The sequence below is a fragment of the Pseudomonas sp. ICMP 10191 genome (assembly GCF_001467335.1).
In the GTDB taxonomy this organism is placed as follows: domain Bacteria; phylum Pseudomonadota; class Gammaproteobacteria; order Pseudomonadales; family Pseudomonadaceae; genus Aquipseudomonas; species Aquipseudomonas cerasi.
The window spans coordinates 1-22,257 of the sequence record NZ_LKGW01000001.1 but is presented as its reverse complement, the minus strand read 5'-3'; the positions used below and the strand labels follow the sequence as shown (position 1 = coordinate 22,257).

Here is a 22,257-nt window from a genome sequence, read left to right as displayed (position 1 = left end):
ACTGCCGCCGCGCATTAGACTGGCTCACTTCTGCGCCAGCAATGCCCTGGAATGCATCAGCCAGGCCACACAAACGCCCGCAACTGCACCGGCGATATGTGATTCGAACGACACGCCGGCCACCGGAACGAAGCCGAATACCAACCCGCTGTAAGCGGCCAGCACCAGCAGCGCGATCAGCACGCTGGCGATACTGCGCTGATACCACGCACGCGCCAGCAGATAAGCCCACAAACCAAAAATCAGACCGCTTGCGCCGACATGGATATTGCTGCGACCGAAGCTCCAGACCAGCAGCCCGCCCAGCAGGCAGATCAGCCCGGCGACCCATGCATAACGCCTGACACCCTCGGTCGCCACCAGCCAGCTCAGCACAATGAACGGCAACAGATTGCTGAGCAAGTGCTGAATCGACCCGTGCAGAAAGGGCGCAAACACAATGCCGCGCAACCCGATGAAGCTGCGCGGCATGATACCGAAATGGACCAGACTGTTGTCGGTGACCGAGTTGATTGCCTGTACCGCAATCAACACGGCCGAGAGGACGAGGATGACCTTGAGTCGTCGGGAAAACGCCATGCACTACCCTCGTCCACCTTGTTGCAGCGCTTACTGAGCCGGCGTCTGACTTTTGGCTTTCAGGCGCGCCAGTACATCCTGCGCACCGCCGCTTTTGGCACCGATCCCGGCATCCTGCAGACGACGTTCCAGATCGCTGCCGCTGGACTGGCTGGCCAGTTCTTCAGCCGCTTCGAGCTTGGCATCCTGTTCGTCCTGACGCTGCTTGAGGCGTGCCAGCGAACCCACTGCGGTTTCCACGGCGCCGCTGGCACCGCCGGTTGCGGTGGCCGTTGCAACGCGAGCCTTTTGCACGGTTTCACGGGCCTTGGCCATCTCGACCTGCTGCTTGAGGCTCTTGATTCGCGACTCGGCCTTGATCACCTGATCCTGCAGCAGGTTGACCTGCTTGCTGAACTGATCGGCCAGCGCCTGCTCCTGATCACGCAGGGCTTCGATTTCGGCAATCTTGTTTGCACATTCGACAGCCAGCGCTTCTTCACCCTTATCGAGGGCCTGCAGGGCGCGACCTTCCCAGTTGGCGATGCTGGTGGCGTGTTCTTCAAGACGCTGCGCCGAGAGTTTGTGCTTGGCCTTGATGGTGATCAGCCCGTCGCGGGCCTTGACCAGCGCGTTCTCGGCGTCACGGATTTCCTGGTCCAGAATGCGGATGGCATTGGCGTCGGCAATCGACTCGCCCACTTCGGAAGCGCCGCCACGAACAGCGGTCACCAGTTTTTTCCAGATACTTGTAGTCATGAATGTTCTCCGCCTGACAGCGCTGTTCAGTAGATGAAATGATCTTCAAAAGCATCGGCCGCACGGATCACGTTGTCCGCGAGTGTGAGGATTTCCTGCACGATTACAGTGAGCGAAGAGGCCGCGCTCAGTGCGCCGAACAGGCAGTAGACTTCCTGACCGCCGCCCAGCTTTTCGATGCCGACCGACGACAGCGGAAACAGGTCGCGGCTGCGCAGGACAACGTCGTTGAACGCTTGCACGTTCTTGATCTTGTTCACTTCGATCAAGGTCGCATCGGCGAGAATCTGCTCGCCTTCCACGGCGATGTAGATCGGCAGGTCGCCGTAGTCGGCCATGGTCAGCCTGATTCCCGAGGCATCGCCCTCGGTCACATCAAGCTCGATCTTGCCGTTCGTCACCAGTTCCAGTTCGCTGAGTGCCTTCTGCAGAGAGCTGATGGTCCAGTGGGTATTCTCGGTCATGAAGTCCTCCAGTTTTATTCTGTTGCCCAGAAAGGGCTGTCTTAAAGCTTTTTCGATCCCCCGCAAGGCATCGACATTTTCCGGCCGGATCCAGAATTCGCGCTTCACCAGCCCCGCCTCCTTGAGCCGCAGGCGCATTTCACGCATGTAATCAGTGGAGCTCTTGGACACCTTGGCCGGGACCGTTGCGTTATCGCCCTGGGTTTTACGAGGCATTGGCGCTTCCCCTTGCTGCTGGCCGTGAATCAGGTAAGCAACGTATCAGATGTTTCTGAAGATAGATACGCATCACATGTGAGATTTTCAGGAGTGAATTCTTATCGTCGTTACACAACACGAGATGAATTCTGAAAACCGGATGGCTGAAACGCTGGTAACTGGATAAACGCCAGTCTCTGCAGGAGCGGGCTTGCTCGCGAAGGTGCCAGTACAATCCACGGACAGAGGCGTTGCAACCATCGCCTTCGCGAGCAAGCTCGCTCCCACGAGATGGGCGCATTGCGATGAGCGCTTTGAGCATTGGCACACAAATCAAAAAAGGCGCTGTCCGCATCAGCAGACAGCGCCTTTATCACCCACGCAGTTCAGGCAATAGGCACAGCACAAACCCTTATTCAGCCAGGCTTTTGCTCACCACTTCATACACGTCCGCCGACAGTTTGCCGGAGGCGAGGATGCGCTCCAGCTCGGCCTTCATCAGCGCCTGACGGGCGCTGTCGTATTTGCGCCAGCGGGTCAGTGGTGCCAATTGACGAGAAGCGATCTGCGGGTTCAGCGCGTTCAGCTCGATCACGAGGTCCGCCAGGAAGCGGTAGCCGGAGCCATCAGCCGCGTGGAAGTTGACCAGGTTCTGCCCGGCGAAGGCACCGATCAGGGCACGCACCTTGTTCGGGTTCTTGATGCTGAAGGCCGGGTGTTTCATCAATTCCTGCACACGCTGCAGGCCGCCTGGCAGCGTGCTCGCCGCCTGGACGCTGAACCACTGATCCATGACCAGAGCATTGCTCTTGAAGTTCTCGGCAAACACCGCGAGCGCCTTGTCGCGCTCGGCAGTGAACGGTGAATTGACCAGCACGGCCAGCGCAGTCAGGCGCTCGGTCATGTTGTCGCTGGTATCGAACTGATCAATGGTGGCTGCCAGCACCTCCGGCTTGCCGCTCAGCATCAGGTACGACAGCGCGATATTCTGCAGGGCACGACGGGCAAAGTGCGCGGCTTCGGCCACATAAGGCGTGACCTTCGACACTTCACGGTTGGCCTGATAGCGCGCCAGCAGCCCATCGAACAGCCCCTCTGCCAGTTGCTGACGGGCAAACTCGCGAGCAGCGTGAATGGCATCAACGTCGGCCACTTCACTGATTTCGGTCAGATAAGCTTCGCCCGGCAACGAGAGCATTTCCGCGACCATCGCCTGATCCAGGTCATCATCCGCCAGCACGGTACCCAGTGCAGTGATCAGACGCTGATCCATGACCAGTTTTTGGCCTTGCTGATGCTGGCCGATCAGTTCCTGCAATATCTGAACCGACAACTGCTGACCGGCATCCCAGCGATTGAAACCATCGCTGTCGTGCTGCATCAGGAACATCAGTTGGTCGCGGTCATACGGGAAGCTCAGCTTGACCGGCGCTGAGAAGCCGCGCAGCAGCGAAGGCAGCGGCTTTTCCGCGACGTCGACGAAGGTGAAGGTCTGCTCGGCTTCAGTAACCGACAACACTCGTGAGGTGCCGGTCGCCGCCGTTTCGTTCGCCAGACGCAGGGCAATTTCGCCACCCTTGCTGTCTAGCAGCCCCAGTTCAACCGGGATCACGAAAGGTTGCTTCTGATCGCCAGGCTGGCCTGGTGTGGTCGGGCAGCTCTGACGGAAGGTCAGGCTGTAGGTTTTGGCCGCAGCATCGTACGACTCGCTGACCGCCAGACGCGGCGTGCCCGCCTGGCTGTACCAGCGCTTGAACTGGGTCAGGTCGACGCCATTGGCGTCTTCCATGGCCTTGATGAAGTCGTCACAGGTCACGGCCTGGCCATCGTGGCGTTCGAAATACAGATCGCTGCCCTTGCGGAAGCCTTCAGCACCCAGCAGGGTGTGAAGCATGCCGACCACTTCCGAACCCTTCTCGTACACGGTCAGGGTGTAGAAGTTGGAGATTTCGATGAAGCTGTCCGGACGCACGGCGTGCGCCATCGGGCCTGCGTCCTCGGCGAACTGGTGAGTACGCAGGTAGGCAACGTCCTGGATACGCTTGACCGTAGCCGAGTTCATGTCGGCCGAGAAACCGGCGTCGCGGTACACCGTGAAGCCTTCCTTGAGCGACAGCTGGAACCAGTCACGGCAGGTCACGCGATTGCCCGACCAGTTGTGGAAGTATTCGTGGGCGACAATCGCTTCGACACGCTGGTGTGCGGCATCGGTCGCCGTCTCGGCACGCGCCAGCACGGCACTGGAGTTGAAGATGTTGAGGCCCTTGTTCTCCATCGCGCCCATGTTGAAGTCGTTGACCGCGACAATCATGAAGATGTCCAGATCGTACTCGCGACCGTAGGTCTCTTCGTCCCAACGCATGGACTTCTTCAGGCTGGTCATGGCGTGCTGGCACTTGTCGATGTTTTCCGGCTCGACGTAGATACGCAGGGTCACATTCCGCTCATTCATGGTGGTGAACGTGTCTTCGATACACCACAGATCACCGGCCACCAGCGCGAACAGGTAGGCCGGTTTCATGAACGGGTCTTCCCAGGTCGCCCAGTGCCGACCACCCTCTTCTTCGCCGCTGGCCACCGGGTTGCCGTTGGACAGCAGGATCGGGAAGCCCTGCTTGTCGGCGCTGACGGTGGTGGTGAACTTGCTCATCACGTCAGGACGGTCGAGGTAATAGGTGATCTTGCGGAAGCCTTCGGCCTCGCACTGGGTGCAGAACATGCCGCTGGACTTGTACAGCCCTTCCAGCGCGGTGTTGGATTCCGGATGGATGCGCACGGTGCTGTCGACCGTAAAGCTTTCAGCCTGTGGGTGCAGGGTCAGGTGATCGTCGGTCAACTGATAATCCGCAGCGCTCAGCTCGACATCGCTCAGTTTGACCGAGACCAGTTCCAGATGCTGACCATCCAGCACCAGCGGCGGCAGGCCTGCGCCACGCTCGGGGTTGCGGCGCATAACCAGTTGCGCGTGAACCAGCGAGTGGTCGTCGAACAGTTCGAAGGTCAGGTTCGTCTCATCGATGAGGTACTCGGGAGCCTGGTAATCCTTCAGGTAGATCATTTTCGGTTGTTCGGTGCGCATGCTGGAATCCTTCTACTGATGCACGGCCAGCTGATAGGCCGTGTACTTGCGAATATTGATCACGCCGGTGTCGAAAATCAGGTATTGGCCCTTGATCCCCAGCAGCGTGCCTTCGGCAATCGGGTTCTTGTCCAGATTGAAGCTGACAATCTTGGTCGGATACGCCTCGACCGGGTAACGAAACTCGACAGGCTCGGCGTCATGTAGCAATTGGATGGCCTGCAGCCCGAATCGTTCTTGCAATCCCAGCAGCCCTGCGCCGCAACTGTCGAACAGCTCCTGGCGAATGGCCTTGAGATCGACGGGTTGAGCGTCACCCTTGAGCAAGGCACGCCAGTTGGTACGATCGGCCACCTGGCTGCGCAGCAGGTCTTCGACGAAGCCGGACTGTTGGCGGGTTGCTACGCGCAGGATCGGCAGAGCCTGGCTTGCACCCTGGTCCAGCCAGCGGGTCGGCAACTGCGTTGAGCGGGTAATACCAACCTTCACGCCTGACGAATTGGCCAGGTAAACGATGTGATCGGTCATGCAGAACTGCTCGCCCCACGCCGGATCACGGCAGGTGCCCTGGTCGTGATGGCATTTTTCCGGGCTCATGATGCACAGGTCGCACTGCGCCAGCTTGAGCATGCACGGGTAGCAGTAACCCTGGCTGTAGCTGGACTTGGTCTTGCGCCCGCAATGACTGCAATGAATGGCGCCGAGAAACTCCAGACGCAGCGTCTTGCCGATCAGCGGGTTGACTGCTATCTCGGTGTCGCCCAGGCGAAAAGCGTATTGCACACACGACGTGTCATCCTGACGCGCCGACATTTTGTTGACTGCTCCGCGACCAATTTCGATCAATGAATAGCATCCGATTTGAACAGGATATTGGGCACCGGGGCCGATTTCGAGGCGCATTCCTGCGGCCCCATGTAGCCCGTACGCTGGTCTTCCGGCAGGTTCTGCGCTTCCCAGGCGATCAGCGCCTGCAGGGACAGTTCACGCTGCTCTTGAGTGAGCTTGCGACCGTCGGACCATTTGCCGATTTCCACAGCCAGTTTCAGGCTCTCGTAGATATCCGGGGTGATGTTTTCGATCATTTCTATAAAAGACGACATGGCGCACTCCAGAAAATAGCGGGTAATTCTAGGCCTTGCGGCGTGCAATCGCACCACCCAGCAGCCCGGTGACACAACCGATGATCAGCCCGCCGACATGCGCACCGTTGGCGATCTCGCCGAAGCCGAGCATGCTCACCAGCCCGGACAGGCACAGTGCCAGCCAGACCAGCATCATGATCAACACCCCGCGCGGCAGGCGATAGACCGGGTTGGGCGCCAGCATCTGGAAAATCCAGCAATGCCCGAGCAGGCCATACAGCACGCCGGACAGTCCGCCAAACAGGCTTGGGCCGCTGAACAGGTACTGCACGTAATTTGAGACCGACGAGAACAGCAAGGTCAGCAACAGCAACGACAGGCTGCCCTGACGAATTTCAATCCGCCGCCCCAGCTCCCAGAACCACATGCCGTTCATGGCCAGGTGCAGGATGCCGAAGTGGATCAGCATGGGCGAGATGATGCGCCACCACTGCCCGGACGCGAGGCTTTCGGACAATGGCAGAAACGTTGCGTACTCGCCATTGATGCGGAAATCCTGAAAGGTCAGCCAGCGGACGGCCTCAAGGTTATCGCCCAGCAGCGTCAAGCCGGCCACCAGCAAGGTGACCAGCAACACCAGGGCCGTCACCGGACTGCTGCGTAACTGCTCGATCAGGCCGGGCGGCTTGTAGGTGGAGTTCACGGTGTCTTGCGCCAGTTGAACGTGCTCGTCGCCTTCGGGGAAGCGCGTGTACAACTCGCGCACTTCTTCGACCAGTCGCGGCGCGTCCGGCACCCACAGGACTTGCTCGCCAGCCTCTTCACTGACTCGGTGAGGAATCTGCAAGCGCAGCAACAAACTGATAAAACCGCTCAGGTCGGTGCTCAGCGGCAAGCGCAGGACAGCTACAGGACTCATTCTCAAACCTCGGGACGCTGCACATCTACCCAGACGAATTTGTCCGGATCGATTTGTGTTTCCTGGTCCAGCCGATAGGCGACCAGTTTGCCGTAGAGCACGGCGCTGTAATCCAGACAGGCCAGGTTAGGCCGGATGGGCGCAGGGATGCCGCTGCGCCAGTAATGACCGACAAACAGCAGCGGCTCATTGATGCCATACCGCAGCAACGCGTTTTTTTCCGATGTGGACAGCGGCGTCTTGGCAACCCCTTCGGGCAAGGCGTCCGGCTGAAAGACCACGTCGCCATAGGTTTGCGGATCATCCTCCCAGAATTTGGTGCGGAAGAATTCGCGGGTCAGTCCATCACCGCCAGTCAGGGTCAGGCCGTGCGGCAGACGCATGTCGGTGCCACGCAGCAGACGATTGAAGACATTACTGGCGAAGCTGCCGGGTACTGCCGATGCCTGGACGAAATGCTTGTCGATACACCCCGTACCATGCAGGCCACGCAGCGGATCGATCAGGGTCGCATCCCAGCAGGCATGCACGACCCTGAAGCGACCGGCATCGAGGTACAGCGGTAACTCGTAGAACCAATTGACGAACTCGCTCCACTCATCCGGATACTGCTCGAACTGCGCCAGGGTCTCGCCGATCAGCCGCGCATGACGCGGGGTGTGCTCGCGCACGAACTGGTGACCGCTTTCGGACAGGGCCGGCGTCACCCAGCCCAGCGCGTTGAACTCGTGGTTGCCCATGATGCACAACGCCTGACCGGCCTGAACCATGTCGCGAACAATGTGCAGCGATTCGCGAATGCGCGGGCCGCGGTCGATGATGTCGCCGAGGAAGATGACGATGCGCTCGGGATGGCGCCAAACGCCAGCCTGCAGACGGTAACCGAGAAGCTCCAGCAAGTGCTCGAGGGTATGGGCACACCCGTGCACGTCACCGATCAGATCATAGCCACGCGCCGGATCGAGCATTAATCGCCCCCGCCGCCGAGCTTGCTGCCCCAGCCGAGCTTGGTGCGGCAGACCTCGTAATAATTGTGATCCAACGGATGGATCAGACGCAGTTTCTGCGGTTTCTTGCTGACCGTAATGGTGTCACCCGGTGCACAGGTGAAGTGATTCTGACCGTCGCACGACACTTGCGGGTAAATGGTCATGTCCTTGGACACCACGATTTTCAGCTCGCTGTTGCCGTCGACCACGATGGGCCGCCCGGACAGGGTATGCGGGTACATCGGCACGATGACGATGGCGTCGAGCTTGGGGTGCATGATCGGCCCGCCTGCAGACAGCGCGTAGGCCGTCGATCCGGTCGGCGTGGCGACGATCAGGCCGTCGGCCTTCTGACTGCACACGAACTGACCGTCGATGTAGATCTCGAATTCGATCATGCGCGTGGACTTGCCGGGGTGCAGCACCACGTCGTTGAGCGCATCGCCCTGACCGATGGCCTCGCCGTGGCGACGCACTTCGGCCTGGAGCAGGAAGCGGTTTTCAACCAGGTAATGCCCGTCGAGCACTTCGGCACATTTGACCTCCAGCTCGTCGGGACGGATGTCGGTCAGAAAGCCCAGGCTGCCACGGTTGATGCCCAGCACCGGAACGTTATGCCGGGCCAGCGCCCGCGCTGCGCCCAGCAGGCTGCCGTCGCCGCCGACCACAATGACCATGTCGCAGACCTCGCCGAGCATCTTGCGCGATGAGGTCTGCAGGCCATGACCGGGCAGGACCTCGGCGATTGTCTCTTCGAGAATGACGTGCAGGTGGCGGTCCAGCAGGAATCTCTTGAGTCGGCGAACGGTCTCGAGCACCTGAACACTGCCCAGGCGACCGATGATGCCGATATTGCGAAATTGCTCCATGAGGCTCCTGCTGCGGGTTCGATACGACTTTAAAAACGTGATTATGGGCGAAAGGGCCTGACAGCAGCAAACCGGGGTTTAAAAAGGGTTTCGCGGACCTTGCAACAGGGTATGGGCAGCACGCTAAAGTCCGATGCCTGCCTACCGTGTCAGAGCGCGGGTTTTATCGCATTCCACACTGACGCCGCCCGCTCGATGGCCGCCTATCTGCGCACCTCGCCAGAATGCCCGGTCCTTGCCGCCCCGCTTGGCCTGATACAAATTGATGTCGGCAGTCTTGAGCACTTCCGAGCTGTCCACTGCCGCTGGGATGTCGGCCAGCCCGGCACTGCAGGTCAGCGGGCTGACAGCGAGTGATTTTCTGATGCAGTCCAGCAGGTTCAGCACATATTCCCGAGCTTCATCTTCACTGCACATTGGCAGGATCACGCCGAACTCCTCTCCGCCCATGCGTCCGAAGGCGAGACTGCCCACAGTCTTTTGCAGGCAGCCAGCCATCACGCGAAGTGCCTGATCACCGGCGTCGTGGCCAAATTGATCATTGATGGTTTTGAAGTCATCAATATCGAGCATCAGAAAATAACCCGCGGAGTTATTCAGCACATGTTTATCCAGTGCCTGCATCAGTGCCCGGCGATTCAATATGGCGGTCAGGTCATCGGTCAGCGACAGTTCGCGAAACTGATGTTCCAGACTCAATACCGTACGAAGTGTGCGCGTGTAAGTGTGATTCATCACACTGCCCAGACTGACCGACGTGATAAAGAACAGTGTCATGAACAGAGTCGCGACACTGTCCGTGTCCAATCCTTGAGCGGGAGAGAGAATACACCAGGCGAGTACCGCGACCAGAAGATAATCCCGTGTATACACCACTAACAATGTCGAACACAGGATAATCATCACGGCGACCGAGAGTGACCAGTTGATGTCCATCCCGGTGCGCAAATGGCCCGCCCTTGAAAAGCACAGTGCCACAATGATCACGAATGTCATGCCCATACATCGCCAGACTCTGAAGTCGACCGCGCGGTATTGCCAGGCGCACGCCCCCAGCAGGCCAAGGGTCAGCAGCATTTCCGGCAGACCGAATTGCAGATACGGCGTGACCGACAGAACAACCAGCCAACAAACGATGGCAATACATTGCACACGGGCAATGGCGGGTGAGAGCAGTTGTTTTATCCGGGCCTGCATATCACCGTTCATAGAAAACTCCAGGCATCCGATTTGCCGAGTCGAATATCCGCCGCATGAAGACTGCCTATATTAGGCAGCCCACGAGTCGACCGACTGATTGAATGACGTTCACCACCAGGTGACCACAATTGAGACAGACCGGCCAATGAACATCATTGAGCAGTGCCTGAATTGTTTGACGCAAACAATATACTGGATATGAATGACAGTTTGCACAAAGAGAAGGCCACTGATAGTTTTCGATAACCTTTCTTTATTCGATGATCATCCCGTCGCACGTCGTACGTCATGTGTTGTCTGCGAAGCAAAAAATACCCGTGCGCACCGGCCGCTTGCCGAACACGCTGTCTGTCGGTGGCGACTCACGCTATTCTCGGCGCATGACTCTATTCCCCGGCCTGATCGATCTCCCCCGCCGATTGCGGCATTCCGAAGTGCGCGACCTTGCCTGGGTGATCCTCGCCCCGCCCATGCTTGAAACCGCACCCTGGCCGCAACGCCATCCACTGGCGGGCAGCGACTGGGTGAAAGCCCCACAGCAGCTGGCGGATTTTCTCTGGCAACTGGACCACGACAGCCGTCCGCTGGAAGACTGGCTGGCGCAAGCCAGCACACGAAGACTGGGCCGCTATTACGAACGGCTCTGGCAATTCGCCGTGCAGCATGCACCGGGGGTGGAAATAATCGCCGCCAACCTGCCCATCAGGCTTGGCAATCAGACGCTGGGCGAGTTGGACATGCTGTTGCGGGATGGTGAAGGCGTGCACCACGTCGAACTGGCGATCAAGCTCTACCTCGGGCCGCAGGACGGCGATGGCCGCGATCCGGCGCACTGGCTGGGGCCTGGCTGTCAGGACCGGCTGGACCGCAAGCTGACCCATCTGAGCCAGCATCAGTTGCCAATGTCCGCACGTCCGGAAAGCCGGGCGACGCTGGCAGCGCTGGGGGTCGAGGCGTTCAATGCACGGTTGTGGCTGGGCGGCTATCTGTTGTACCCGTGGCCAGGCTCATGCCAATCCCCTGCCGGCATTCATCCGCAGCACCTCAAGGGTCGCTGGCTGCACCAGCGTGACTGGCAGTCGTTCCTTGCGCAAAGCCAGCCGGGACGCTGGCAGCCCTTGCCGCGCCATGCCTGGCTGGCGCCGGCACTCTACAACCAGGCGTGGAGCGATCAGCAGTTGCACGACTGGCTGAGTGAGCTCGACCCGCTGGCCCCGGCGCAGCTATTGGTGCGCCTCAGGGAAAATGCAGAGGGCAATTGGGAGGAAGCCGAGCGGCTGTTTCTGGTGTCGGACCTGTGGCCGAATCTGGCCCAGGTTGTGTAAAAACGTCACGAGCGAAGGCAAGACAAGGCAAAAACAGGCGAAAACGGCCGGGGTCGCGACCGACTCTAGGTGTTCCAAATGAGCATTTTTCGCCTGTTTTTAAAGCAGTATTGCCGAGCGCAGTAGTTTTTACACAGCTTGGGCCGACACCCGTCATCCGCTCAACTCAACCGCAATGCCAGCGCAGCCAGTGTGACCAGCAGCACAGGCACGGTCAGGACGATGCCGACCTTGAAGTAATAGCCCCAGCTGATAGTGATGCCCTTGCGCTCCAGGACATGCAGCCAGAGCAGCGTGGCCAGGCTGCCTATAGGAGTGATTTTCGGGCCGAGGTCGCTGCCGATCACGTTGGCGTAGATCATCGCTTCCTGGATGGCGCCGCTGGCATGACTTGCGTCGATGGACAGCAGCCCGATGAGTACCGTGGGCATGTTGTTCATGATCGAAGACAGGAACGCGGTCATCACACCGGTGCCCATCGCCGCGCCCCAGATACCATAGCCCGCGAACCAATCCAGCAGATTGGCCAGGTAATCGGTCAGCCCGGCGTTACGCAGGCCATAGACCACCAGGTACATACCCAGCGAAAAGACCACGATGTGCCACGGTGCTTCTTTCATCACCTTGCGCGTCTTGATCGTATGCCCTTTGGCAGCGATGCCCAGCAGCAACACTGCGCACACTGACGAGATCGCACTGATCGGGATGCCCAGCGGCTCAAGGGCGAAACAGCCCACCAGCAGAATCAGCAACACCGCCCAACCGGCCAGAAACGTGGCGCGGTCGTGGATAGCCGTTTCCGGCTTGTCCAGATGCTCGGGCTCGAACTCGGCGGGAATGTCCCGACGGAAGTACCACATCAGCACGGCCAGGGTGGCGGCGACACTGGCCAGATTCACCGGCACCATGACCGCTGCGTAACGGTTGAAACCGATCTTGAAGTAATCCGCCGACACAATGTTCACCAGGTTCGAGACCACCAGCGGCAGGCTGGCCGTATCGGCGATGAAACCGGCCGCCATGACGAACGCCAGCGTCGAGGCAGGCGAAAAGCGCAACGCCAGCATCATGGCAATGACGATCGGGGTGAGGATCAGCACGGCACCATCGTTGGCGAACAAAGCCGACACCAGCGCGCCGAACAGCACGAACAAGGCAAACAGACGGCGTCCGTTGCCCTTGCCCCAGCGCGCCACATGCAGCGCTGCCCAGGCAAAGAAACCGGCTTCATCAAGCAGCAGCGTGATGATGATCAGCGAAATGAAGGTCGCCGTGGCATTCCAGATGATGCCCCACACCACAGCGATGTCACTGAAATGCACGACGCCTGTCAGCAACGCCAGGATTGCCCCCAGTACGGCACTCCAGCCTACGCCCAGGCCCTTGGGTTGCCAGATGACCAGCGTGATGGTGAACAGGAAAATCAGCGTTGCTATCAGCATTATTTGGTCCGAGGCAGAAGAATCGCGAGGATGCCGAGCAGCGGCAGGTAGGAGCACAGCGTGTAGACGAACAGGATGCCGTGGCTGTCGGCCAGATAGCCAAGCAAGGCAGCACCGATGCCGCCGAAGCCGAACATCAGGCCGAAGAACAGCCCGGCAATCATGCCCACGTTGCCAGGCACCAGCTCCTGGGCGTAGACCACGATGGCGGAAAACGCCGAGGCCAGTACAAAGCCAATGATCACACTGAGTACGCTGGTCCAGAACAGATCGGCGTAGGGCAGCGCCAGGGTGAACGGCGCAGCGCCAAGAATCGAGAACCAGATCACCGCCTTGCGGCCAATGCGGTCACCGATCGGCCCACCGAAAAAGGTCCCTGCCGCCACGGCGCCCAGAAACAGGAACAGGTGCAACTGCGAGCTGGCGACCGACAGGTCAAATTTCTCGATCAGGTAGAAGGTGAAATAGCTGGTCAGGCTGGTCATGTAGAAGAACTTGGAAAACACCAGAAACGCCAGCACTGCCAAGGAGGCAATCACACGCTTTCTGGACAGACCATGAGTCGCGGCCTGACCGGCCTTGAGCTTGAACAGATTGAGGTGCGCGCGATACCAGCGGCTGATTGCGTACAGCAGCCCCAGCGAGAACAACGCAAACAGCCCGATCCAGGCGACATTGCCCTGGCCGAACGGGATGATGATCGCCGCTGCCAACAATGGTCCGAACGCCGTGCCCGTGTTGCCACCGACCTGAAAGGTCGATTGCGCAAGCCCGTAGCGACCACCGGAGGCCAGTCGCGCGATACGCGAGGCTTCCGGGTGGAACGTCGAAGAGCCGATGCCGATCAATGCAGCGGCCAGCAGGATCAAGGGGAAGCTGCCGACCACCGACATCATCACGATGCCGATCAGCGTGCAGATCGATCCGACGGGCAGTACCAGCGGGTTGGGATGGCGGTCAGTGTAATAACCGACCCAGGGCTGCAGCAGCGAGGCGGTGATCTGAAAGGTCAGGGTAATCAGGCCGATCTGGGTGAAGCTCAGGTCGTAGCTGGCCTTGAGCATGGGGTAGATCGACGGAAGGATGGCTTGAATCAGGTCATTGACCAGGTGCGCGAGGGCGACGGCACCGATGATGCGCATCACCAGCGGGCTGGCTTGGGAGGTGGTCGAGGCCTTCGCCGTCGCGGGCGGAGCACTGGTCGCCATGGTATTTATCCGTAAAAGGGTTCGCGGGTCGCCCGGTACGGATGATTACAAGATGTGTCACGCGTATCGGGGCGCGCCAATGTGCCATTTTTCGGGGCGACTGTGCCACGTTTTGTTGCGTTTTCGCTGACGGAAATACCTTTCGTGACGCTCCGCGTCATACAGCGGCTCTGTGACATCAGGCGGATTGAAGTTCGACTCGGATTCTCGTTCCCACGCTCCGCGTGGTAATGCAGTTCGTGACGCTCCGCGTCACACAGCGGCCCTGTGACATCAGGCGGATTGAAGTTCGACTCGGATTCTCGTTTCCACGCTCCGCGTGGTAATGCAGTTCGTGACGCTCTGCGTCACACGATGGTTCTGTGATGTCAGGAGGATTGGTGTTTGGCTCAGGTCACCTTTGCGCCCTTACGGCGCCTTACTTTGAGGGACCAAAGCAAGCAAAGTCCCAGCTCAGTTTCCGGCCCGACTTCGTCGGGTTCCTTCGCTGTTGAAAAGCGCTTGCGGCAGAGGCTGCGGGTTTTAACGCACCACTCCCGCACTCAGGCAATTGACCCCACCACCGGCTCCTCACCTGCAACAGGTACATCATGCAACGAGATTTTCGAGGTTTCCGGCAGGGCCATGCCGCCAGCCATTGCCAGCGCTGCAACTACGATGAGGTAGAACGCGGGCGACAGGTTGCTGCCGGTCATGCTGATCAGCCAGGTGGCCATCAGCGGCGCGGTGCCGCCGAACAGGGTGTAGGCCATGTTGTAGGTGATCGCCGAGGCGGTGTAGCGGGTACGGGTGGGAAAGGTTTCCGACAGCAGTGCGGCCGTTACCACGCCGCACAGCACTGCGCCCACGGCGAGCAGCATGACGCCGATGATCGAGGCGATGAACGAGCCGGAGCTGGCCATCAGGAATGATGGAAACACCACGATCATCAACAGAATGCAGGCCGTTGCCATCGTGACCCGGCGCCCTACCCGATCCGAATAGGCACCGGCCAGTGGGCAGAGGGCGGCGGCGAAGGCCAGAGCGATCAACGAGACCAGCAGCGCCGTTGCCCTGCTCAACCCACCGGCCACTTGCAGGTAGGTCGCGAAATAGGTGGTGAACATGTAGAACGACAACGCCGTCAACGACACGAATGCGCCCAGACAGCACATCGCCGCCGCGTGATGGCGCAAGGTGTCCTTGAGTGGCGAATGGGCAACGGCGTGTTCTTGAGCGACCGCCTGAAACGCCGGGGTTTCATCGAGCTTCCAGCGCAGGTACAGCCCGACCAGCCCCAGCGGTGCAGCAATCAGAAACGGCAGACGCCAGCCCCAGTTACCCATCGCCTCGGTCGATAAAAATGACTCCAGCGCGTAAGCCACCACTGCCGCAGCAGCGAATGCGGAGAACGTCGAGACCGGAACGAAACTGCCGTACCAGGCACGTTGCGTGCGCGGGGCGTGCTCCATGAGGTAAGCACAGGCGCCGGCATACTCCCCGCCGGCCGAAAAACCCTGCGCGCAGCGAATGATGGTCAGCAGCACCGGCGCCATCACACCGATAGCAGCATAGGTCGGTAACAGGCCGATCAGTGTGGTGGCACCGGCCATCAGCAGGATGGTCATCGCCAGGGTTTTCTTGCGCCCGATCCGGTCACCCAGCATGCCGAAGAAAATCCCGCCCAGCGGTCGGAAGGCGAAGGCCACGGCGAACACGGCAAAGGTTTTCAGCAACGCCGCACTGCTGTCGCCGCTGGGGAAGAACTGCAGCGCAATCGTCGTTGCCAGAAAGCCATACACAGCAAAATCGAACCACTCGACAAAGTTGCCGATGGCCGCAGCGACGATGACTTTTTTCAGCGTGGCAGGATCGACTTGCTCTACGGTAGGAGTTGTCATGACTGGCCTCGACGTCTTGATCTGGAATGGATCGATTATCGAGACAGCGACCCGGATGCCCCTCTCCAGAAGTGTCATCCACGTAGTCAGGGCCGACGTCTCGCCATCGAACTGCGCAGAATTCGTGCCAAAGGCTCTGCCACGTGGTTTACAGGTCCATCGCGCGCCGCCCCTGAAGGCCGCCGGTGTGGACGAAGACCAGGTGGGTGCCGGGCGCGAAACGACCGGCCAGCACCTCATCATGCAGGGCCAGCAATGCCTTGCCGGTGTACAGTGGTTCCAGGGGTATGCCGCTCTGAGCCTCGCTGGCGGCAATGAAATCGAGCAGCGCCGCGTCGGTCCTGGCAAAACCGCCGCGGCTGGCATCAAGCAGAACACAGTTGGGAGGCAGGCACGTACTGGCGTCGGCCTGCGCACCAGCCGCCTCACTCAGCATCGCGATAATGTTTTGCGCGCCCCCGTGATCCTCGGGCACAGCCATCGCCCCATACACCGGACGAACGCCCGCCTCTGCCAACAGCAAGCCGGCCAGCGTGGTACCGGTGCCTGCCGCCAGCCACCATCCGTGGTAATCGCCCCAACCCAGATGCCCGAGTTGCTCTTCGACCATTGCCCGCAATCGACCGCAACCCAGAGCACCAGCAAGCCCGCCACCGCCTTCGGCAATCGGATAAAGACCGGGATAGCGGGACTGCCAGGTCGACCAGAAGCCAGCAGCATGCCGCTCACGATAGCCGGCGTAACCCAGCCAGTGCAGTTGCATATTGAAAGCCTGCAGATCGAGCACCGTCGGCGTCTGCTGGGCATGACCACGTAGCAGGCCGACCGTCGGGAAACCGAAGCGCTTGCCTGCAGCGGCCAGGGCATGCAGATGATTGGAGTGCGCTCCGCCGAGGCTGATCAGTCCCTCGGCACCCGAGTCCACAGCCAGGCTCAGGTGCTCGCTGAGCTTGAACCACTTGTTGCCGCTGATCAGCGCATCGATAAGGTCCAGACGCAGAATCGCAACCTCGACCCCGGCGTCTTGCAGCCAGGGCAGGTTCAAGCGTTCCAAGGGCGCAGTGGGTTGCCAGCCGAGGGCGTCAAGCATCATGCGCCGTAGTCTACAGACAAGCCGTTTCAGGGTCTTCGTCGATCAGCAGGCTGCGGCGCGAAGCCCTGAATCAGGCATTGTCTGTCACAGGGTGGCGGCCAGACGCGAGCCCTGGTCGATGGCCCGTTTGGCGTCCAGCTCTGCGGCAACGTCCGCGCCGCCAATCAGGTGCACGCTTTGCCCGCCGTTGAGCAGTTCGTCATACAGTTCACGCAACGGGTCCTGCCCGGCACAGATCACCACATTATCCACCGCCAGCAGCTTTTCCTCGCCGTCTTCGCCAATGCGAATATGCAGCCCTGCATCGTCGATTTTCAGGTACTGCACGGCATTGAGCATCTGCACCTGTTTGTTCTTGAGCCCCGTGCGGTGAATCCAGCCGGTGGTCTTGCCCAGGCCATCGCCGACTTTGGAACTCTTGCGCTGCAAGAGAAACACCTGACGTGCCGGCGCGTGGACTTCGGACTTGACTCCGGCGACACCGCCGCGGGCCTGCAAGGTCGTGTCGATGCCCCACTCTTTCCAGAAAGCCTCGCGATCCAGACTGGTGGCCACGCCTTGATGCACGAGAAATTCCGACACATCGAAACCGATGCCACCCGCACCTATCACTGCCACGCGGCGCCCGACCGGCTTGCGCTGCAATATGACGTCCAGATAGCTCAACACCATGGGGTTATCGATACCGGGGATGGCCGGTGTGCGCGGCGCGATGCCGGTCGCCAGAATCACCTCGTCAAAACCTGCGCCCAGCAAGTCTGCGGCCTTTACCCGATTGCCGAGGCGCAACTGAACACCCGTCTCCTGCACTTTGTTGCGGAAGTAACGCAGGGTTTCGGCGAATTCCTCCTTGCCCGGCACGCGCTTGGCGATATTGAACTGGCCGCCGATTTCGCTGGCCGAATCGAACAGCGTCACCTCATGCCCGCGCTGTGCGGCAACCGTTGCGGCGGCCAGACCGGCAGGCCCGGCGCCCACTACGGCAATTTTCCTGACCTGCAGGGTGGGCAGGTAATTGAGCTCGGTCTCGTGGCAGGCACGCGGATTGACCAGACAGCTGGTCAGCTTGCCGCCGAAGGTGTGGTCGAGGCACGCCTGATTGCAGCCGATGCAGGTGTTGATGCGTTCGGCATGGCCCGCAGCGGCCTTGTTGACGAACTCGGGATCGGCCAGAAACGGACGAGCCATTGAGACCATGTCCGCATCACCTTCGCTGAGAATGCGCTCGGCAACTTCCGGGGTATTGATCCGGTTGGTGGTAATCAGCGGGATGTTCACCGAGCCTCGCAGCTTGGCAGTGACCTTGCTGAACGCGGCGCGCGGCACCTTGGTGGCGATGGTCGGAATGCGCGCTTCATGCCAGCCGATACCGGTGTTGATCAGGGTCGCTCCGGCCTGCTCGACCGCCTTGGCCAGCTCGACGATTTCTTCCCAACTGCTGCCGCCTTCCACAAGATCGAGCATCGACAGGCGAAAGATGATGATGAAGTGTGCCCCGACCGCCTCACGTACGCGCCTGACAATCTCGACCGCCAGACGCATACGGTTTTCATAACTGCCGCCCCAACGGTCGGTGCGGTGATTGGTATGCGCGGCCAGGAACTGATTGATGAAGTAGCCTTCCGAACCCATGATTTCGACACCGTCATAACCGGCACTGCGCGCCAGCGTCGAACAGGTCACGAAATCGGCGATCTGCTTTTCGATGCCCTCTTCGTCCAGCTCTCGCGGCGTGAACGGGTTGATCGGCGCCTGAATGGCGCTCGGCGCGACCTGCTTGCGGCTGTAGGCGTAACGACCGGCATGGAGAATCTGCAGGCAGATCTTGCCGCCAGCCTCGTGCACCGCACGCGTCACGATGCGATGGTGCTCCGCTTCTTCAGCGTTGGTTAGCTTCGCCGCGCCGTCATAGACACCACCCTCTTCATTGGGCGCGATGCCACCGGTGACCATCAGCCCGACCCCGCCGCGGGCACGCTCGGCAAAGTAGGTCGCCATGCGCTCGAAGCCGCCCGGCCGCTCCTCAAGACCGGTGTGCATCGAGCCCATCAGGGTGCGGTTGCGCAAGGTCGTGAAGCCCAGATCCAGGGGGGCCAGCAGGTGCGGATAATGAGCAGCAGTCATGGCGAAGCTCCATCGAGTCAATCACGGAATAGCAAGGACCTCTGCGGGTCCTCTGGTTCATGGGCAACAGTAAAGACGCATCCCGCCACACACTCAATGACCGAAAGTGACAAGTTATTGATCCAAACGCGCAGTGGCACTTGGCAAGCGCCTGACGCCGCCCTACCCTAGTCGACAATTTCCCGATGGCCGTCATTCGATCTTTTTATGCGCAAATTCTTCGCCATCTGCCTGCTCCTGCTGAGTATTGCCAGCCTTGTCAGCTACGCAATCTGGACCGGACAACGCCCGGCGGGTCACTACCTGTCCGATCTGCGCATTCGTCTGGCCATCAATGAAGGCCAGCCCGGAGAACGCGGCAATCTGCTGGGGATCGAGCCCGAGTTGTTTCCGACTGATTACCAGAACATTGAGCGACTGCACCGCAAGCTCGCCGCTTATCTGCAACAGGCCCGTGAACATGGCCTGATCAACCCACGAACGGTGGTGGTACTGCCGGAACATATCGGCACATGGCTGTTCGCCAGTGGCGAGAAGGATCAGCTCTATCAAGCTGCCACGCTGGATGAAGCCATGGACTGGCTGTCGTGGAGCAACCCGCTGCAATTCATCAAAGCGGTGCTGCGGGCCGAAGGCCGGGACCGTCTGGATGACGCCCACCTGCGGATCAAGGCCCGATCGATGGCGCGGGACTATCAGACACTGTTTGGCGGGCTGGCCAGAGAGTTCGGCGTCACACTGGTGGCCGGTTCAATTGTGCTGCCCGATCCCAGTGTTGAAGGCGGTCAGCTGAAAGTCGGCAACGGCGCCCTGTATAACAGCAGCCTGACATTTGGCAGCGATGGCCTGCCGCTCGGTCAGCCACAGCGTCAGTTGTACGCCGAGCGCTATCAGAGGCGTTATGTGCACACGGCAAGCGACGCACCGTTGTATGTGGTCGACACCCCGGCCGGGCGTCTGGGAGTGCTGATCGGTAGCGACAGCTGGTACCCGGAGAATTACGCGCGCCTGAACCAGAGCGGTGCACAACTGATTGCGGTGCCGGCCTTTGTGATCGGCAAGGCCGCCTGGTCCCAACCGTGGCGCAAGCCTCGGCACTCAGACATCGACGTGCCGAACGAAACGCCTAGTGAGGGCGACGCCTGGCATCACCTGACATTGACCGGCCGTGCTCCGCAAAGCACTGCGCAGGCCGGGATCAGTGTATTCATGCGCGGACAGTTCTGGAATCAGGGCGTGGCCGGACAAAGTTTTGCCAGCTACGCAGGGCAAACGATCGCCGAGCCACAGCAGGAAAATGCTGCCACTGGCGGCGCGCGCCTGATCAACCTCTGGCTTTGACGATGCCGACCCTGACGCTGCGCCTCGGTGATCTGTCGGTGGGTTTCATCCAGAGCCTGACTGATGCGGTCAACAGTTTCGACAGGAACCCTGACGCGCTGCTGGAGCAGTACGGTCTTGACCCGATTCGCCTGAGCCAGGCGCGAGCGCGGCTATCGATCCCGCGCTACATGCGCCTGGGGCATGCCGCCATCCAACTGACCGGCCAGCCCGGGCTGGGGTTGCGCATGGGCCAGCTCAGTCGTTTTGCGCAGGCAGGTCTGGCCGGTATCACTGCGGCCCAGGCACCCAACGTGCGCGAGGCGGCGCGCACGCTGATTCGCTTTGAGCCTTTGTACGGTTCCAATTATCGCGGCCAGTCGAGTTTCCACGAGGATGCCGGCGGCGCCTGGATGCGCTTCTATTCGATCAGCCCCTACAACGCTTACAACAGGTTTGTGGTGGACTCGATTCTAGGTGGCTGGCTGGCTCAGCTTTCGACGCTGGCAGGTACAGAACTGCGCGCACAACGCATCGAGATCGAATTCGAAGCGCCTGACTATGCCGCGCAGTACGCCGCTTTGAGTGATAACCCGATGGTGTTTGGCGCGGCGACCAATCAACTGCGTCTGGATCAGACCAGCTTGGCATTACGCAACCCGGACCATTGCCCAAGTACCTGGCGGCACCTGTTGCAGCTGTGCGAAAGCGAACTGGAACAACAGACCCGCACCCGCAGCCTGCGTGAACGCATCATTCAATTGCTGGGGCCGCTATTGAACGGCGGAAGTGAACCGGATCTGGAGGAAGTGGCGGCAAGGCTCAAACTGCCCACCTGGACGCTGCGCCGCAAGCTGACCGAGGAAGGTACATGCTTTCGCGCAGTGCTCAATGACACGCGGCGCGATCTGGCGATGACTTATATTCGCGACACTGAACTGGCGTTCGGGGAGATCGCCTACCTGCTGGGATTCGCTTCTGCCGAAGCCTTTCAACGCGCCTTCAAACGCTGGAACGGGCAGACTCCGGGAGAGTTCCGCCGCAGCCAGCGTCAAAGCGCATGAAGCCGTTCACAGTTCGGTAGCGTCGTCGGCAGGCTCTACCGGGTCCAGTTCCGATGCACGGTATTCAAGTAGTTCTTCCTGGTATTCGTCCATTTCTTCGCCCTCTTGGCTGAGTGATTGGGGGTAATAATCAAAGCTGAAATAACTGACCGCAAGATCAACATTAAAGTGCCAATGTGAAATAAAAATGTTGATTCCTGTCAAACAGACGAAAAAGACAGCGGCCGATTCAGCACTCCCCTCAACTCTCTAGCGGACGGGCGCTATTGACTTGCATGCCAGTGTCGACCTAACCTCCTGCTCATGAACCTCATCAAGCACAACCTCGGCCAGATTATTATTACCGTCATTCCAGTCATGGCGGGTTAGCCGACGTTTGCAAAAAACCCGCCCTGGAGGCGGGTTTCTTCTGTCTCCCGGGCAACCATTGCCGAATCAGGAGTCAGACATGATCGCCACCCCTCGCTCTATTGCCCTTCTCGCCATTCTGGACCTGATTATCGATCTGCCGCGCGCGTTCGCCGAGTATCCAGGCACAACGTATGAAGAGGCGATGCGATGAGCCAGGGCCCGCACGATCTGCTCAACTATTACGCGCGCAAAATCCTCACCTCCCGCGTTTACGACGTTGCCATCGAAACGCCGCTGCAAGGCGCTCGCCAGCTGTCCGAACGGCTGGGC

19 protein-coding genes are annotated in these 22,257 nt (G+C 60.0%); 4 read left to right on the top strand and 15 right to left on the bottom strand.

Annotation, left to right across the window (positions count from 1 at the left end):
• Nucleotides 1–24: 24 nt before the first annotated feature.
• From AO388_RS00090 to AO388_RS00045, 10 genes are all read right to left on the bottom strand, one after another.
• On the bottom strand, nucleotides 25–579 hold the full coding sequence (locus AO388_RS00090; protein ID WP_003368475.1) for a rhomboid family intramembrane serine protease: 555 nt from the start codon (nucleotides 577–579) through the stop codon (nucleotides 25–27).
• Nucleotides 580–609: 30 nt separating this feature from the next.
• Complete coding sequence (locus AO388_RS00085; protein ID WP_003368474.1) at nucleotides 610–1,317, bottom strand: PspA/IM30 family protein; 708 nt, start codon at nucleotides 1,315–1,317, stop codon at nucleotides 610–612.
• Between the two features lie 26 nt (nucleotides 1,318–1,343).
• Nucleotides 1,344–1,997: a YjfI family protein gene (locus AO388_RS00080; protein ID WP_058415876.1), complete on the bottom strand. Its 654-nt coding sequence runs from the start codon at nucleotides 1,995–1,997 to the stop codon at nucleotides 1,344–1,346.
• 394 nt (nucleotides 1,998–2,391) lie between these two features.
• A complete protein-coding gene (pepN, locus tag AO388_RS00075; RefSeq protein WP_054081182.1) occupies nucleotides 2,392–5,058 on the bottom strand; it encodes an aminopeptidase N in 2,667 nt (888 codons plus the stop codon).
• A gap of 12 nt (nucleotides 5,059–5,070) precedes the next feature.
• Nucleotides 5,071–5,904: a DUF2797 domain-containing protein gene (locus AO388_RS00070; RefSeq protein WP_004414155.1), complete on the bottom strand. Its 834-nt coding sequence runs from the start codon at nucleotides 5,902–5,904 to the stop codon at nucleotides 5,071–5,073.
• Complete coding sequence (locus AO388_RS00065) at nucleotides 5,901–6,161, bottom strand: YeaC family protein (RefSeq protein ID WP_003368468.1); 261 nt, start codon at nucleotides 6,159–6,161, stop codon at nucleotides 5,901–5,903. Before AO388_RS00065 ends, AO388_RS00070 begins: the two co-directional genes overlap by 4 nt.
• A 28-nt stretch (nucleotides 6,162–6,189) precedes the next feature.
• On the bottom strand, nucleotides 6,190–7,062 hold the full coding sequence (locus AO388_RS00060; protein ID WP_058396656.1) for a rhomboid family intramembrane serine protease: 873 nt from the start codon (nucleotides 7,060–7,062) through the stop codon (nucleotides 6,190–6,192).
• A gap of 2 nt (nucleotides 7,063–7,064) precedes the next feature.
• Nucleotides 7,065–8,030: a metallophosphoesterase gene (locus AO388_RS00055; RefSeq protein WP_003409653.1), complete on the bottom strand. Its 966-nt coding sequence runs from the start codon at nucleotides 8,028–8,030 to the stop codon at nucleotides 7,065–7,067.
• Nucleotides 8,030–8,920, bottom strand: coding sequence for an NAD(+) kinase (locus AO388_RS00050; RefSeq protein WP_003409651.1), 891 nt, complete (start codon nucleotides 8,918–8,920; stop codon nucleotides 8,030–8,032). The genes AO388_RS00055 and AO388_RS00050 overlap by 1 nt, the downstream gene beginning before the upstream one ends.
• A 141-nt stretch (nucleotides 8,921–9,061) precedes the next feature.
• On the bottom strand, nucleotides 9,062–10,129 hold the full coding sequence (locus AO388_RS00045) for a GGDEF domain-containing protein (RefSeq protein ID WP_046719742.1): 1,068 nt from the start codon (nucleotides 10,127–10,129) through the stop codon (nucleotides 9,062–9,064).
• A 371-nt stretch (nucleotides 10,130–10,500) separates the two neighbouring features.
• Here AO388_RS00045 and AO388_RS00040 point away from each other — a divergent pair, with 371 nt between their 5' ends.
• Complete coding sequence (locus tag AO388_RS00040) at nucleotides 10,501–11,445, top strand: DUF1853 family protein (RefSeq protein ID WP_058415958.1); 945 nt, start codon at nucleotides 10,501–10,503, stop codon at nucleotides 11,443–11,445.
• Between the two features lie 161 nt (nucleotides 11,446–11,606).
• Here AO388_RS00040 and AO388_RS00035 read toward each other — a convergent pair whose 3' ends face one another.
• From AO388_RS00035 to AO388_RS00015, 5 genes are all read right to left on the bottom strand, one after another.
• Nucleotides 11,607–12,887 (bottom strand): arsenic transporter, encoded by a 1,281-nt coding sequence (locus tag AO388_RS00035; RefSeq protein WP_044308663.1) that lies wholly within the window; start codon nucleotides 12,885–12,887, stop codon nucleotides 11,607–11,609.
• Nucleotides 12,887–14,095 (bottom strand): MFS transporter, encoded by a 1,209-nt coding sequence (locus AO388_RS00030; protein WP_054081184.1) that lies wholly within the window; start codon nucleotides 14,093–14,095, stop codon nucleotides 12,887–12,889. Before AO388_RS00030 ends, AO388_RS00035 begins: the two co-directional genes overlap by 1 nt.
• A gap of 542 nt (nucleotides 14,096–14,637) precedes the next feature.
• The gene (locus AO388_RS00025; RefSeq protein WP_058396659.1) at nucleotides 14,638–15,975 is read right to left on the bottom strand and encodes an MFS transporter; all 1,338 of its coding nucleotides are present in this window, start codon (nucleotides 15,973–15,975) and stop codon (nucleotides 14,638–14,640) included.
• 148 nt (nucleotides 15,976–16,123) lie between these two features.
• Nucleotides 16,124–17,068 carry a 1-aminocyclopropane-1-carboxylate deaminase/D-cysteine desulfhydrase gene (locus AO388_RS00020; protein ID WP_058415875.1) on the bottom strand — a complete coding sequence of 315 codons (945 nt, stop codon included), beginning with the start codon at nucleotides 17,066–17,068 and terminating at the stop codon, nucleotides 16,124–16,126.
• Nucleotides 17,069–17,152: 84 nt separating this feature from the next.
• On the bottom strand, nucleotides 17,153–19,192 hold the full coding sequence (locus tag AO388_RS00015; RefSeq protein ID WP_004414170.1) for an NADPH-dependent 2,4-dienoyl-CoA reductase: 2,040 nt from the start codon (nucleotides 19,190–19,192) through the stop codon (nucleotides 17,153–17,155).
• Between the two features lie 207 nt (nucleotides 19,193–19,399).
• Here AO388_RS00015 and AO388_RS00010 point away from each other — a divergent pair, with 207 nt between their 5' ends.
• The 3 genes from AO388_RS00010 to AO388_RS29510 all read left to right on the top strand — a co-directional run.
• Complete coding sequence (locus tag AO388_RS00010; protein ID WP_058415874.1) at nucleotides 19,400–20,533, top strand: carbon-nitrogen hydrolase family protein; 1,134 nt, start codon at nucleotides 19,400–19,402, stop codon at nucleotides 20,531–20,533.
• Between the two features lie 2 nt (nucleotides 20,534–20,535).
• Nucleotides 20,536–21,576 carry an AraC family transcriptional regulator gene (locus AO388_RS00005; RefSeq protein WP_004414173.1) on the top strand — a complete coding sequence of 347 codons (1,041 nt, stop codon included), beginning with the start codon at nucleotides 20,536–20,538 and terminating at the stop codon, nucleotides 21,574–21,576.
• 558 nt (nucleotides 21,577–22,134) lie between these two features.
• A partial coding sequence (locus AO388_RS29510; RefSeq protein ID WP_442963816.1) for a hypothetical protein occupies nucleotides 22,135–22,257 on the top strand: 123 nt, incomplete at its 3' end.

Coding starts and splice junctions, on each gene's coding strand:
- AO388_RS00090 (WP_003368475.1), bottom strand. CDS start 579: ATGGCGTTTTCCCGACGACTCAAGGTCATCCTCGTCCTCTCGGCCGTG.
- AO388_RS00040 (WP_058415958.1), top strand. CDS start 10,501: ATGACTCTATTCCCCGGCCTGATCGATCTCCCCCGCCGATTGCGGCAT.
- AO388_RS00060 (WP_058396656.1), bottom strand. CDS start 7,062: ATGAGTCCTGTAGCTGTCCTGCGCTTGCCGCTGAGCACCGACCTGAGC.
- AO388_RS00035 (WP_044308663.1), bottom strand. CDS start 12,887: ATGCTGATAGCAACGCTGATTTTCCTGTTCACCATCACGCTGGTCATC.
- AO388_RS00020 (WP_058415875.1), bottom strand. CDS start 17,068: ATGATGCTTGACGCCCTCGGCTGGCAACCCACTGCGCCCTTGGAACGC.
- AO388_RS00055 (WP_003409653.1), bottom strand. CDS start 8,030: ATGCTCGATCCGGCGCGTGGCTATGATCTGATCGGTGACGTGCACGGG.
- AO388_RS00030 (WP_054081184.1), bottom strand. CDS start 14,095: ATGGCGACCAGTGCTCCGCCCGCGACGGCGAAGGCCTCGACCACCTCC.
- AO388_RS00085 (WP_003368474.1), bottom strand. CDS start 1,317: ATGACTACAAGTATCTGGAAAAAACTGGTGACCGCTGTTCGTGGCGGC.
- AO388_RS00025 (WP_058396659.1), bottom strand. CDS start 15,975: ATGACAACTCCTACCGTAGAGCAAGTCGATCCTGCCACGCTGAAAAAA.
- AO388_RS00080 (WP_058415876.1), bottom strand. CDS start 1,997: ATGCCTCGTAAAACCCAGGGCGATAACGCAACGGTCCCGGCCAAGGTG.
- pepN (WP_054081182.1), bottom strand. CDS start 5,058: ATGCGCACCGAACAACCGAAAATGATCTACCTGAAGGATTACCAGGCT.
- AO388_RS00005 (WP_004414173.1), top strand. CDS start 20,536: ATGCCGACCCTGACGCTGCGCCTCGGTGATCTGTCGGTGGGTTTCATC.
- AO388_RS00065 (WP_003368468.1), bottom strand. CDS start 6,161: ATGTCGTCTTTTATAGAAATGATCGAAAACATCACCCCGGATATCTAC.
- AO388_RS00010 (WP_058415874.1), top strand. CDS start 19,400: ATGCGCAAATTCTTCGCCATCTGCCTGCTCCTGCTGAGTATTGCCAGC.
- AO388_RS00015 (WP_004414170.1), bottom strand. CDS start 19,192: ATGACTGCTGCTCATTATCCGCACCTGCTGGCCCCCCTGGATCTGGGC.
- AO388_RS00045 (WP_046719742.1), bottom strand. CDS start 10,129: ATGAACGGTGATATGCAGGCCCGGATAAAACAACTGCTCTCACCCGCC.
- AO388_RS00050 (WP_003409651.1), bottom strand. CDS start 8,920: ATGGAGCAATTTCGCAATATCGGCATCATCGGTCGCCTGGGCAGTGTT.